Source organism: Methylocapsa sp. S129 (assembly GCF_009765995.1).
GTDB lineage: Bacteria > Pseudomonadota > Alphaproteobacteria > Rhizobiales > Beijerinckiaceae > Roseiarcus.
Window position 1 is genome coordinate 119,501 of the sequence record NZ_LMUI01000050.1, and the last position, 12,577, is coordinate 132,077.

Annotated in this window: 14 protein-coding genes; 6 read left to right on the plus strand and 8 right to left on the minus strand. The window is 62.3% G+C overall.

Annotated features, from left to right (window positions below):
• Positions 1-625, plus strand: a 625-nt coding sequence (locus tag GSQ90_RS28300) for a branched-chain amino acid ABC transporter substrate-binding protein (protein ID WP_158818331.1), incomplete at its 5' end; no start/stop codon positions are given.
• 57 nt (positions 626-682) lie between these two features.
• On the opposite strand, the gene GSQ90_RS28305 is transcribed toward GSQ90_RS28300, so the two are convergent.
• From GSQ90_RS28305 to GSQ90_RS28315, 3 genes are all read right to left on the minus strand, one after another.
• A complete protein-coding gene (locus GSQ90_RS28305) occupies positions 683-1,414 on the minus strand; it encodes a YoaK family protein (RefSeq protein ID WP_158818332.1) in 732 nt (243 codons plus the stop codon).
• A gap of 69 nt (positions 1,415-1,483) precedes the next feature.
• Complete coding sequence (gene eutC, locus GSQ90_RS28310) at positions 1,484-2,269, minus strand: ethanolamine ammonia-lyase subunit EutC (RefSeq protein WP_158818333.1); 786 nt, start codon at positions 2,267-2,269, stop codon at positions 1,484-1,486.
• A 101-nt stretch (positions 2,270-2,370) separates the two neighbouring features.
• Entirely contained in the window at positions 2,371-3,207 is an 837-nt protein-coding gene (locus GSQ90_RS28315) for an oxidoreductase (RefSeq protein ID WP_158818334.1), read from the minus strand.
• A gap of 162 nt (positions 3,208-3,369) precedes the next feature.
• Between GSQ90_RS28315 and GSQ90_RS28320 the strand changes: the two genes are divergently transcribed.
• Together GSQ90_RS28320 and GSQ90_RS28325 are read left to right on the plus strand one after the other, a co-directional pair.
• On the plus strand, positions 3,370-4,278 hold the full coding sequence (locus tag GSQ90_RS28320) for an AraC family transcriptional regulator (RefSeq protein WP_158818335.1): 909 nt from the start codon (positions 3,370-3,372) through the stop codon (positions 4,276-4,278).
• Positions 4,279-4,404: 126 nt separating this feature from the next.
• Positions 4,405-5,031, plus strand: a complete 627-nt coding sequence (locus GSQ90_RS28325; protein ID WP_158818336.1) for a trimeric intracellular cation channel family protein — start codon at positions 4,405-4,407, stop codon at positions 5,029-5,031.
• A gap of 29 nt (positions 5,032-5,060) precedes the next feature.
• Here GSQ90_RS28325 and GSQ90_RS28330 read toward each other — a convergent pair whose 3' ends face one another.
• On the minus strand, positions 5,061-6,053 hold the full coding sequence (locus GSQ90_RS28330) for a threo-3-hydroxy-L-aspartate ammonia-lyase (protein ID WP_158818337.1): 993 nt from the start codon (positions 6,051-6,053) through the stop codon (positions 5,061-5,063).
• Positions 6,054-6,131: 78 nt separating this feature from the next.
• On the opposite strand from GSQ90_RS28330, the gene GSQ90_RS28335 reads away from it, so the two are divergent.
• Complete coding sequence (locus tag GSQ90_RS28335) at positions 6,132-6,692, plus strand: hypothetical protein (protein ID WP_158818338.1); 561 nt, start codon at positions 6,132-6,134, stop codon at positions 6,690-6,692.
• A 52-nt stretch (positions 6,693-6,744) separates the two neighbouring features.
• Here GSQ90_RS28335 and GSQ90_RS28340 read toward each other — a convergent pair whose 3' ends face one another.
• Positions 6,745-7,215: a DUF1203 domain-containing protein gene (locus tag GSQ90_RS28340; RefSeq protein WP_158818339.1), complete on the minus strand. Its 471-nt coding sequence runs from the start codon at positions 7,213-7,215 to the stop codon at positions 6,745-6,747.
• A 157-nt stretch (positions 7,216-7,372) separates the two neighbouring features.
• Between GSQ90_RS28340 and GSQ90_RS28345 the strand changes: the two genes are divergently transcribed.
• Complete coding sequence (locus tag GSQ90_RS28345; protein WP_246731819.1) at positions 7,373-7,828, plus strand: GNAT family N-acetyltransferase; 456 nt, start codon at positions 7,373-7,375, stop codon at positions 7,826-7,828.
• Between the two features lie 216 nt (positions 7,829-8,044).
• Here the strand turns inward: GSQ90_RS28345 and GSQ90_RS28350 are convergent, their stop codons facing one another.
• From GSQ90_RS28350 to GSQ90_RS28360, 3 genes are all read right to left on the minus strand, one after another.
• The gene (locus tag GSQ90_RS28350; RefSeq protein ID WP_158818341.1) at positions 8,045-8,863 is read right to left on the minus strand and encodes a family 1 encapsulin nanocompartment shell protein; all 819 of its coding nucleotides are present in this window, start codon (positions 8,861-8,863) and stop codon (positions 8,045-8,047) included.
• Positions 8,856-9,932: a Dyp-type peroxidase gene (locus tag GSQ90_RS28355; RefSeq protein ID WP_256366636.1), complete on the minus strand. Its 1,077-nt coding sequence runs from the start codon at positions 9,930-9,932 to the stop codon at positions 8,856-8,858. Before GSQ90_RS28355 ends, GSQ90_RS28350 begins: the two co-directional genes overlap by 8 nt.
• A 110-nt stretch (positions 9,933-10,042) precedes the next feature.
• Positions 10,043-11,416 carry an ethanolamine ammonia-lyase subunit EutB gene (locus GSQ90_RS28360; RefSeq protein ID WP_158818343.1) on the minus strand — a complete coding sequence of 458 codons (1,374 nt, stop codon included), beginning with the start codon at positions 11,414-11,416 and terminating at the stop codon, positions 10,043-10,045.
• A gap of 139 nt (positions 11,417-11,555) precedes the next feature.
• Here GSQ90_RS28360 and GSQ90_RS28365 point away from each other — a divergent pair, with 139 nt between their 5' ends.
• On the plus strand, positions 11,556-12,500 hold the full coding sequence (locus GSQ90_RS28365; RefSeq protein WP_174247542.1) for a YiiG family protein: 945 nt from the start codon (positions 11,556-11,558) through the stop codon (positions 12,498-12,500).
• The last annotated feature ends 77 nt before the right edge of the window (positions 12,501-12,577 follow it).

Genomic DNA, 12,577 nt, shown 5'->3' on the forward strand with positions numbered 1-12,577 from the left:
GATTCTTCACGACAAGACCACCTACGGCCAAGGCCTCGCCGACGCCGCGCGCGGATTCATGAACGCCGGTGGCAAGAAGGAAGTCTTGTATGAGGGCGTAAACACCGGCGAGAAGGATTATTCAGCGATCGTCTCGAAGATCAAGGCGTCCGGCGCCGACTATCTGATGTGGGGCGGCCTGCATACCGAAGGCGGCCTGATCATCCGCCAGATGCGCGATCAGGGCGTGAAGACGATCGTGATTTCGGGCGACGGCATCACCGACAATGAATTCGCCTCGATCGGCGGTCCCGGCGTCGAAGGCACGCTGATGTCATTCGGCCCCGAGCCGCGCAACAATCCGGCGGCGGCGGACATTGTCGCCGCCATCAAGGCGACCGGCTTCGACCCGGCGGGCTATACGCTCTATTCCTATGCGGGCGTGCAGATCATCAAGCAGGCGGCAGAAAAGGCCAATTCGCTCGACCCGAAGAAGATCGCCGAAGTCATGCATTCGGGCATGACGTTCAAGACCGTCATTGGCGACATCGCCTATGACAAGAAGGGCGACCGCACCACCGTCGACTATGTCTGGTACGTCTGGAAGAAGGGCGACGACGGCAAGATCACGTTCAAGCAGATCTGAGCGGCGCAACGATCGAATCGGGCGCCCGGCGATTCCTGAAAAGCCGGGCGCCCTTCCCTATGGCGCCGTCTCATCAGAGACGTGCGCCGGTCTTTTGAGGCATAGCAGCAGCGCGACGAGCAAAAGGGCGATCGGCGCGGCAAGCGCGGCATTGGCGAGACGGTCGGTTACGAAAGCGCCGACGCCCGCCCCAAGGCAAAAAGTCGCGCAGATCGTCGCAAACACCCGGGCCTGATGAAGCGCGTCGCGCTCGCCGAGCCCCATAGTCCCGTCGAACAGCGCCTCCGCCGTCCGGCGCAGATTGCCTGTCGTCATCACGGAACTGTAGGACCAATCCTCCACGATCGTGAAGCTACACGTCTGAAGCGTCGCGACAAAGGCGATCCCAAGGACGATCGGCAGATCGGGAAAGCGCGACGGCAGCGTTGCGATGACCGCCAGCACAACGATTTCGAAAGACAAGCTGAACAAGGCCGCGCGGTGCGCGCCGCGCCGCGATCCATGAACGCGCAAGCGATGCGCGACGAACACGCCGAGCAGGAAGGCGATGATCGGCGGCACATGGCGCATCGCCTGCGACCATTGACCGGCGGCCGCGAAAACGCCCAGCAATACGACATTGCCGGTTTGCGCATTGGCGAAGACGCCGCCATGTGCGAGCCAGGTGAAAGCATCCAGAAACCCGCCCGCCATGCTGAGCAGCATCGCTACCTGCAAACTGGCTTCCGGCCTCGCAAGCGGGATCGAGGCGTCATTGCCTGGCTCTGGGGTGGCCGCGTGTTGAGTCATGATGAACTGCCGGGGTTACAGGCGCCAACGCCGTTCATCGCATAGGCGCCAAAAGCCTGATCTTATCCCTTAGCCCGTTTGTGGGAACGCCTGCGCGGCCAGCAGCGCGGACCCCGGCGTGTCATCCTTCAGCAGGACCCCCGTCAGTTTGCGCCGAAGCGCTTCCGCGCAGAGATGCAGCAACCGCTCGGCGGCTTCCGCATAGGACATGCCTTCGGGGCGGATATTCGACAGACAATTGCGTTCGGAATCGTTGCGCCCGATCGCCGGCGCGAAGGTGATATAGGCGCCAAGGCTGTCGGGCGATGTGAGCCCCGGGCGCTCGCCGATCAGCGCCACGACAAGCGCGGCCTCAAGCGTCTGGCCGATCTCATCGCCGATCGCGACGCGGCCTTGTTCGACGACGGCGACTGGCCCGATCCGCCAGCCGCGACGGCGCAATTCCGGCAGGACCTGATCAAGAAGCGGCGGCGCATGACGCTCGACCGCGAGCGCTGAAAGACCGTCGACGACAGCGAACGCGATGTCATAGCCGCGCGGCGCGGCATCCAGCTTTGCCCGCGACGGTTCATCGAGGCGGCGGCCGAGATCGGGGCGCGCGAGATAGGCATGGCGATCGGGCGCGGCGCTGTGCAAGGCCATGGGCCCAAGACCGCGTTCATGCAACCCCGCGACAAGCGATTGGACGTCGAGCGGTTCATGCACGGCATCCCTGGCGCGCGCATGCGCAAGCTGAAAAGCCAGCAGAGCCGAGGTTGCGAGGGAAGAGCCGGCGCGGGGCAAGCCAATGCGGGCCGATGTCGCCGCCCACAGGCGCACCCAAAGCGGATCGATCTCTTCGGGCAGTTCCACCATCGCCTAAAACCTCCGCCGTCGCATTTTTTGTAATGCGGCGGCGGCGCGCCGGCAAATGGCGCGCGGCGATCACCAGGGCTGCGGTCCTTCACCCATCAGGATCAGAATTCGCCGTCGGTCGTCACTGAAAGCGCGCGCCACGCCTCCAACTCGGCCTTGACGCTGGCGATTTTCGTCTCGAACATCGCCGCCGCGTCCGAGCCCGCGACGAAGCGCAGCGGCGGTTTCTCGTGGCGCGCGAGATCGACAAGGACTTTGGCGAGCTTGGCCGGATCGCCCGCCTGCTGATGATTGCGCGGGCCGTAGAACTCTTTGAGCCTCGTGGAAAGCGCGGCGTAGTCGGCGATCGGCCTGTCATTGTAGCGGATGGAGCTTTCATCGAGAAAATCCGTCCGGAAAAAGCCCGGCTCGACCAGCGTCATCTTTATGCCGAACTCAGCGACTTCAAGCGCCAGCGATTCCGAAAAACCCTCGACCGCGAATTTGGTCGCGCTATAGAGCGAGCCGCCCGGCCCGCCGCGCAAGCCGCCGATCGAAGTGATGTTGAAGATGCGTCCGGCGCGCTGCCGGCGCATGACGGGCAGAACGGCGCGCGTGACATTGAACACGCCGAACACATTGGTTGCGAACTGCCGCCCGATTTGCTCTGGCTCGCTTTGCTCGAAGGGGCCCAGCAATCCATAGCCGGCGTTGTTGACGAGCACGTCGACGCCGCCGAACCGCTCGAGCGCGGCCTCGACGGCCGCCTCGGCCTGCGTCTCGACGGCGACGTCGAGCGCCGCGATCAGCAACTTATCCGGCGACGCCTCGAAAGCCTGCGCCACTTTCGCCGGATCGCGCCCGGTCGCAACGACCCTGTCGCCGGCGGCGAGCGCCGCTTTCACGATTGCCGCGCCAATGCCGCGCGAAGCGCCGGTGACGAACCATGTCTTGCTCATGAGATTCTCCTTCTGTTGGACGACGGGAATGCCAGACGCAGGCGCCAAAGCGGTAGAAGAATGCCGCCAGGTTCTTGCACAATCCTCTCACAATCCCGATCTGAGAGCGGACGAACTTGCCTGCGATCCGGCACCGACGGCAGGTCGGACTTGGGAGCCCAAATGGAAATGCTGAACGAATTGCGCGATTTGATCGAACGGCATTGCGACGCCCCGCGATGGCCAACGGCGATCCCGAGCGTAACGCTGATGCGCGCGAACGCGCCAACTGTCCCGGTGGGATCCTTGCATCAACCGTCGCTCTGCATCGTCGCGCAGGGACGCAAACGCGTCATGCTCGGCGAAAAGCGCTTCGAATATGATTCGGCGAAATATCTCATTGGTTCGGTCGATTTGCCCATCAGCGCCGAAGTCTGCGAGGCGAGCGAACAGACGCCCTATCTCGCGATGCGCATCGGCCTCGATCCCGCAACGCTGGCGGCGATGCTGCTCGACATGCCCGAAAGCGCGGACGAGGGGAAACCATTAGCCGGCTTGGCGGTGAGCCCGCTGACGGCGGACTTGCTCGATCCTGTCTTGCGGCTTGTGCGCCTGCTCGACCGGCCGCGCGACATTGCGATTCTGGCGCCGCTGGCGGAGCGCGAAATTCTCTATCGCCTGATGCTCGGCCCGCAGGGCGCGATGCTGCGCCAGATCGCGCTTCGCGACAGCCGCCTGTCGCAGATCAACCGCGCGATCAAATGGATCAAGGAGAATTACGAGCGGCCCTTCCGCATTGAGACGCTCGCGGCGGTCGCCAATATGAGCCCCTCCTCGTTTCACCGCCATTTCAAAGCGGTGACGGCGATGAGTCCGCTGCAGTTTCAAAAGCTGATCCGGCTGCAGGAAGCGCGCCGCCGCGTCCTCGCCCAACAGGACGACGCCGCGAGCGTCGGCTTTGCCGTGGGTTACGAAAGCCCCTCGCAATTCAGCCGCGAATACTCTCGCCTGTTCGGCGCGCCGCCAGGGCGCGACGCGGCGCGATTGCGGGCGGCGGCAGTCGATTCAGCGGAGCTGACGCAAGCGGTCTGAGATGGAGGCGACAACAACGGCGCAGCTTTCTTTGCCCGAGGCTCGCAGATAGGATGAGGCGACGCCATTCATCCATCGAGGAGTGGTGAACTTTCTCATTGGAAGCAATTGGGCGAAGCATTCGCGATGGCGACAACGGACACAAGCTTCTTTCGCGCGATCGATTTGGCCGGCACGTTTGTCCTGTCGATTCAGGGCGCATCGATAGCGGCCGTCAGCGGACTGGACGCGCTCGGCGTTCTCGTCATCTCGCTCGCCACTGCGATGGGTGGCGGCGTGATTCGGGATATTCTGGTCGGCGAACACCCGCCCGAAGCCCTGCGCGGCTGGCCCCTTGTCACGGTTGCGCTGCTTGGCGGCATTTTGACTTTTTTCGCTTATCACGCCGTCGAACAGATTCCAGAGAGCCTTCTGGTTGTCGTGGATGCGGTCGGCCTTTCCCTGCTGGCCGTCTCCGGCGCCGAAAAAGCGTTGGAATACAAGCTGACCCCGATAGCGGCGGTGATGATGGGCGCGATCAGCGGCGCTGGCGGATTCACCATTCGCGACATCCTGCTGGCCCAGATCCCCGCGGTGCTGCGCGTCGACTTTCTCGCAACCGCGGCTATCGCGGGCGCCGCCGTGCTTGTCATCGCACGCCAGATGCAAATCGGGCCGAAAATGGCCGCCCTCTTAGGGGGAGCCGTTTGCTGTATCCTGCGCGTGGTCGCCGTATGGCAGCATTGGCATTTGCCGACGGCCAATTTGCACTGATCTATGAATCGTCAGCCGCCGTGATCGCCTTAAGCGGCCAGCAGTGCGCAAAAGCGGGCGATATCGACATTGCCGCCGCTTAGGATCACGCCGACCCGCTTGCCTTCAACCGGATAGATATTGCCCAGCGCCGCCGCCGCGCCCAGACAGCCCGTCGGCTCGACGACCATCTTCATGCGCTCGGCGAAGAAGCGCATCGCCTCGATAAGCTGCGCATCGGAGACCGTGACAATGTCGTCGACGAGGTCCTGAATAATCGGGAAATTATGATAGCCGAGATGAGTGACGATCGCGCCGTCGGCGATCGACTTCGGCGGTGGGATATGCACGACCTCGCCCTTGCGAAAGGATTGGACGCCATCGTTCCCCGCCTCCGGCTCGACGCCGATTACCTTGACGGAGGGCGAGAGATGCTTCGCAGCGATCGCCGAGCCCGCAAGGAGGCCGCCGCCGCCGAGCGGCGCAATTAGAATATCGAGTTGACCGACGCTCTCGATCAATTCCCGGGCGCTCGTGCCCTGCCCGGCGATGACGTCGGGATGATCATAGGGCGGGATCAGCGCAAGACCGCGGTCCGCCGCCAATCGACGGCCGATCTCCTCCCGGTCTTCGCTATAGCGGTCATAGAACTGCACATGCCCGCCATAGCCGCGGGTTGCGGCCACCTTCATCTCGGGGGCGTCGTTCGGCATGATGATCGTCGCCTCGACGCCCTGCAATTTGCCGGCATAGGCAAGGGCCTGAGCGTGATTTCCCGAGGAATAGGTGACGATTCCGCGCCGACGCTGCTCGCTGGAAAGCGCCGCGACCGCGTTATAGGCGCCGCGGAACTTGAAGGCGCCGCCGCGTTGAAAATTCTCACATTTGAAGAAGAGTTCGGCCCTGGTGCGTTCATTCGCCGTTCTCGACGTGTGAACCGGCGCTCTATGCGCAACGCCCTCAAGCCGTTCGGCCGCGCGTACGACGTCGTCGTAATGCGGACGGACGAGGGATTCCTCACGGCCGGATGGAGGCAGGCTCATGGACTTTGCTCCGGGCATGGCTATTCCTAGGCGAGACAGGGGCCATCCCGTAAACTCCTAGCCCATGAACCGTTCGCAATGAAGGCCCTTCCCGACATGCCCAGCCCTCAAAAGACTTTGCTATGGGCGGCCGCGATGGCCGGACTGACCCTCGTTCCCGCATTGGCCGAGGCTCAATCGTCGCTCTGCGCGCGCGACGAGCGTGTGATTTTTTCCTGTCGATTGACTGAAAGCAGGAAGATCGTCTCGCTGTGCTCTTCGCGAGATCTCTCGCCGTCGTCGGGCTACATGCAATATCGGTTCGGCAAGGCGAACGCCGTCGAGCTCGCTTATCCCCCCACCAAAATCCCACCCAAGGGACATATCGATCTCGTCCATACGCAGTATATAAGATCGGGGGCCTATGGCGTTTCTTTTTATATCGGAACTATGCATTACGCGCTGGAATATGTCGCCACCGGTCCAGACTCGAACGACGATTTCTACCAATTGGCCGCCGAGACGCCGAAAGCGGAAAACACGACGTTTCGCGATACATGCGACAAGCCAAGCATTCAGGGAAAAGACGCCTTCTACCCGCTCGAACAATTATCGAAGGCGACAGGCATCGGCGTTCTGGAAAAGGAGGACGATCAGTGACACGAGAGCGAACTATTTGTCACGGGGATGATCGGTCATCGTAACCCTCCCTTCAGACGCGATCAGCCCGGGCCGCATAGCATCCGAACTTCGCAAAATGAATGTGGACATACGAAACCTTCTCGATATCGAAAAGCTTGTCCAGCGCCGGCCCGAGATTTTCTCCATCCAGCATGAGTTCGGCGGCGACAATCATCGCCTCGCTGTCAAACGCTCGCAACGAAAGCGCCCTCGCGCGGAAAAATTGAGGCGTCTCGCCGATCATCGGCTTTGCGGTCTCCACTCCTTTTCGAACGAAAATCGCATGAGAAGCCCGGTAGGGGGAAGCGTGAGGCTGATGCATATGGTTTATGAGAATGAGCTCATCGCCGATCTCCGCGTCGGCAAGACTAACCCGGCAAGGAAAGCCTGGCTTGGCGGTGGCGATGCGACGAACGGCGCCATGATTGGCCAACTCGCCATCGGACATGGCGAAGAACCCTAGGAAAGCGTCCTGATCGAGCGCTCGGATTTGAAAAGTCATGAGTGTCTCCTTTCCGGCAAGGAATAGCCGGACGGTTCACCCATGGCGCTCCGGTTCTTGCTTTCGAAGCCTTTCCCCATCTACCGTTTCGATCGATGCTTTCGGCGCGTCATTCAGTCTGACGGGGGAACGGGCGGGGAAGATGAAGGACGGGAAAGTGAGCGATGCCTTGGAGCTACGGCGCGCGATCGCCGCGGACGCCGCATCGATCCGGAAATTGACGCGGGAGGCTTACGCCAAATGGATTCCGATCATCGGCCGCGAGCCCCAACCGATGACGGCGGACTATGACGAGGCGGTGCGAAAACACCGATTTGACCTCCTCTACATCGAGGGGAAGCTGGCCGCCCTCATCGAGACAATCCCGAAAGCCGATCACCTGCTCATCGAGAATGTCGCGGTGTCGCCATCCTTCCAACGGCGCGGTTTCGGCCGAAAACTGATGGCCCACGCCGAAGAGGCGGCGAGGGCGTCAGGCTTCCGCGAAACGAGACTCTACACCAACAAGCTTTTTGCCGGGAATGTGCGGCTCTACGAGCGCCTCGGCTACCGCGTGGACCGCGAAGAAGAGTTCAAAGGCGGTGTCGCGGTCCACATGAGCAAGTCGCTGTGATCGCACGTTAGCGCGAAAGGTGGAACCGCCGATCGTCATTGCGAGCGGAGCGAAGCAACCCAGGGGTCGTGGCCTCTCCCAATGAGCCTTGCCGCCCGGCTTCCCTCGCACATCAACGATCGAACTTCAAAATAATCTGGCAAAAGTCACGGCGCCTGGGTTGCTTCGCTCCGCTCGCAATGACGATAGATCGATTCGCTCAAGAATCATTCCGCTCTATTCGCCAGCCTTCGCCCGAGCGCCCGTCAGCGCAACGGAAGCCTCCGCCGTCAGGACGAGGAAGGTGAACGTCTCCTCAAGGTAAAGCCGGACCTTCTTGTCATCGTGGCTGAGATAGCCGATCGACACATCCTCGCCGATATACAGGCCGAAATCGCCGCCGCGGGTCGTGAGCACATAGGCGCCGGAAATCGCTGGAGCCCAGATGATTTGTCCTTCCACGAGGCGCTTGATGTGCTCCAGGACGGGATAGCCGTGGTCGCTGGTCTCGCTCAAGCCCGTATAGGCGTCGGCGCTCAGCAATACGGAATAGGGACCATTGACGCCGACGAGCCGCAATTGACTGAGCGCCTGGGCGATGGCGTCGGGATAGGCGCGTATGTCAGCCGGTAGCGGCGCCACGGGATTGCTGGTTCCCTGGCGAATGCCGCCGATGCCGGCGGCGGCATAGCCTTCGAAGATCGCTCGGTCTTCTGCAAAGGCCAACAGCCGCGCCGCATCTTTCACGGGCTGCCAATCCGAATCGTTAGCGCCGCGCTCCACGTCATCGATCTGTTGGCGATCGAGTTCGAAGGGAACGCGCAGTTCGACAAGCGCTTTGACCTCGCGCTGTCGGGCGAGGATTCCCTCGCCTGGCGCCGCGACATTGCGCAAATGGCCCGTGCCGATGGCGGAGGTGGCGACGCCGCTGGGGCCCTCCACATCGACGACGCGCCTGCCGGCGAGATAGCGCTTGATGGTGCGCGACGCCTCCTCCTCGATCTGAGACCAGGTGTCGTCGGATATCGGGGCAAGCGCGCGGTGAAGGTTATTCATGAGCCGGGTCTCCTTTAAGCGAACCGATGCCGAGCGAGCCGTCGCGTTTGGGTGTTGGCGGCGACGTCGCAACGGCGGGCGCAGCCGAAAGTTCTTGCGAGGCTGGCGGCGCGTCGTCTCCGACGTTTTCCAAAAAAGTCGCGGACGGCGCGAAGAACAGATTGCCGGTCTTGGCGACGCTGAAATCGAGCAAACGATCGTAATTGCCGGGAGGACGGCCGACGAACATATTTTCCAACATCTGCTCGATCGTTCGCGGCGAACGCGCGTAGCCGATGAAATAGGTGCCGAATTCCTTCTCGGCGACGCGGCCGAACGGCATGTTGTCGCGGATGATCTTGATTTCCTTGCCATCCTCGACGATCGTCGTCAGCGCGTTATGGGCGTAAGTCGGCTTCACGGAATCGTCAAGTTCGATGTTCGAATGTTTGGCGCGCCCGATAATGCGCTCCTGCGTTTCGGTGGGCAGCGCATTCCAGCCGGCCACATCGTGCAAATATTTTTGCACGATCACATAGCTGCCGCCCGCGAAAGGCGCGTCTTCGGGGCCGAGATAAGCGGCGTCGATCGCCGTTTGCGCCGTCGGATTCTCCGTGCCGTCGACAAAGCCGATGAGATCGCGGTCGTCGAAATAGCGAAAGCCATGCACCTCGTCGACCGCAGTCACCGCATCGCCGAGCCGGGTCATGATCTGCGCCGCCAATTCGAAACAAAGATCCATGCGTTTGGCGCGAATGTGAAAGAGCAGATCGCCTGACGTCGCGACAGCATGGCGCGCGCCGGCCCTGATTTCCCGAAAAGGATGCAGTTCGGCGGGCCGTGGTTGGCCAAAGAGCCTATCCCACGCTTCCGATCCAATCCCCATCACGCAGGAGAGGTTTCCCTCAATATCGCGAAAACCAACGGCGCGTAACAGCGCCGGGAGGTCGCCGCAAAACGATCGGACGGCCTCACGACTGGCGCCGCCGGAATTTACGGTTGCGACGAGAAAAATCGCGGCGCGAGTCAAAGGCTGAACCACCGCCTGTGGTTCGGGAGGCAAGCCAGATTGTGCGTCGGACGCGACCAATGAATTTTACTCCATCAATGACGCCCCCCTTAAGAGAGGGCGCCCGTCATGCGCCCAACATTGTGGGATCGCGGCGAAAAAGACAACTGGCGCGCCAGTCAATCCACGCCCTAGCTAAGCAATGGCAAAAACCGCGCGGGCAGCGCCTCCGGCCGGATCAAACCGCGTTCATCCATGAGCCCCACGCTCGTCAGCCAGTCCGCAAACTCGGGCGCCGGTTTGAGGTCGAGCATCTGACGCGTCGCCAGCACATCATGGTACGAGGTGCTCTGGTAGTTCAGCATCACATCGTCGGCGCCGGGCACGCCCATCACGAAAGTGACGCCGGCCACGGCGAGCGACGTGAGCAGGATGTCCATATCATTCTGGTCCGCTTCGGCATGGTTGGTGTAGCAGACGTCGCAGCCCATCGGCAGACCGAGCAGCTTGCCGCAGAAGTGATCCTCTAATCCTGCACGGATAATTTGCTTGCCGTCGAACAGATATTCCGGCCCGATGAAGCCCACGACGCTATTGACGAGCAGCGGCCGGAACGCGCGCGCAACGGCATAGGCGCGCGCCTCCAGCGTCTGCTGGTCGCAGCCGTGATGCGCGCCCGCCGACAATGAACTCCCCTGCCCCGTCTCGAAATACATGCAATTGTCGCCCACCGTCCCGCGGCGCAGCGACAGCGTCGCCTCATGCGCTTCGCGCAGCAGCGCGAGATCGATTCCAAAGCTGCGATTGGTCGCTTCAGTCCCGCCGATCGACTGGAACGCAAGATCGACAGGCGCGCCCTCGCCGATCAATTGCAGCGTCGTGGTGACATGGGTCAGGACGCAGGATTGCGTCGGCAGATCGAGCCGCTGACGCAGATCGTCGATCAGGCGCAGCAATTCGCCGCAACGCTGGGGGCTGTCGAGTGCGGGATTGACGCCGATCACCGCGTCGCCGCAGCCCAGCAACAACCCGTCGATGACGCTGGCGAGAATGCCTTGGGGATCATCGGTCGGATGATTGGGCTGCAGGCGCGCCGACAGGCGGCCCGGCAAGCCGATCGTGTTGCGGAAGCGCGTCGTCACGCGGCATTTGGCCGCGATCAGGATCAAATCTTGGTTGCGCGCAATCTTGGCGACCGCCGCGACCATTTCCGGCGTCAATCCCGGCGCCAGCGCAGCCAGGCTTGTATCGGTCGCCGCGTCCGACAGCAGCCAATCGCGAAAAGAGCCAACGGTCAGCGATGCGACGGGCGCGAAAGCGGCGGCGGCGTGGCGATCGATGATCAGCCGCGTGATTTCGTCATCCTCATAGGGGATGACGACCTCGTTGAGAAAGGTCGCGAGCGGCAGATCGGCAAGCGCGATTTGCGCGGCGACGCGTTCTTGCGCGCTATCGGCCGCGACGCCGGCGAGGCAATCGCCCGAGCGCGGCGGCGACGCCTTGGCGAGAAGGGTTTTCAGGTCAGGAAAAACGAAGCGGGCGGCGCCGAGCGCAGTTGCAACCATGGAGCGAGCTTCGCGCGCCTCTCGTCGTGGAGCAAGCCCAAGATTGTCCGGCCCGCGTTCTCCCCTGCGACAGGCCAACGGCAATCCCGTAAGGTCGCGAGACGAGAAATCTCGCATCGAAGCGAAACTGGAGGGCGATATGGCATGGGTTGGTAAACTAGGCGCGGCGCTTGTCCTGGCGATGCTTGCTAGCGCTGGCGCGGCCCAGGCGCAGGATCCGCCGGCCGATTCCGCGAACGCCAACACGAATGAAGCCGGCCTCGAGGCGACCACCGCCAAGTTCAACGCCTATGTCGAGTTCATGAACCGGACCTTGCGCGCGGTTCAGTCGATCGATCGCTACAAGAGCTGGGTCAATATGAAGACCGGCCCGACCGGACATGAATCGATCATCTACGGCCTCTACAGCGTCTACGACACGACGCGAGAAGCCGCCGCCGCTACCGCCGCCTTAACGCAGGAACCCCTGCTGCCCGAACTCGACAGCGCGATGCGCGACTATATCGCGGCCAATGCGGCGCTCGGCCCTATCCTCAACGAGGCTAGCGCCTATTACGAGCGCAAGGACTACAAGGACGACAAGATGGGGGGCGGCAAGGCGCTGCACGCGAGAATCGTCGCCGCCGCCGAACCCTTTCTCGCCACACGGGCGCGGCTCGACAACATCGTCACGGCCGAGAAGGCGAAGGTCGACGCGGCCCGGCTCGCCTCGATCGAAAAGCGCGAAGGCCGCAAGGCCAATTGGCATGTCGCCAATGTCATGATGCGCGCGCAGCACGTGATGGACCTGCTGCCCTCCACCGCCAAGCCTGTGATCGACGTCGCGCCTTTCGACGCGGCGATCCTCGACTATTCCGCCGCGGTGAAGGACATGGATACGTATGGCGCGAGCAATCCGAACGCTTTCTTCGTGTTCGAATCGCAGCCGCGCTCATTGCTGGGCAAGCTGCGCGATTTCCAGGAGAAGATCGACCGCGCCAAAGGCGACGCCAGGCGCGCCGGCGGCGGCGATCTGACGTGGATCGTCAATGACTATAATACGATGGTGACGACGTCGCAGAACGCGACGCAGTTCAATCATTGAGGGGCGACAGCCGAAATTGAGTTTGGGTCATCGCCACTCAAAACAGGACCAACCGCGATGAGGTCACGCACGATCTC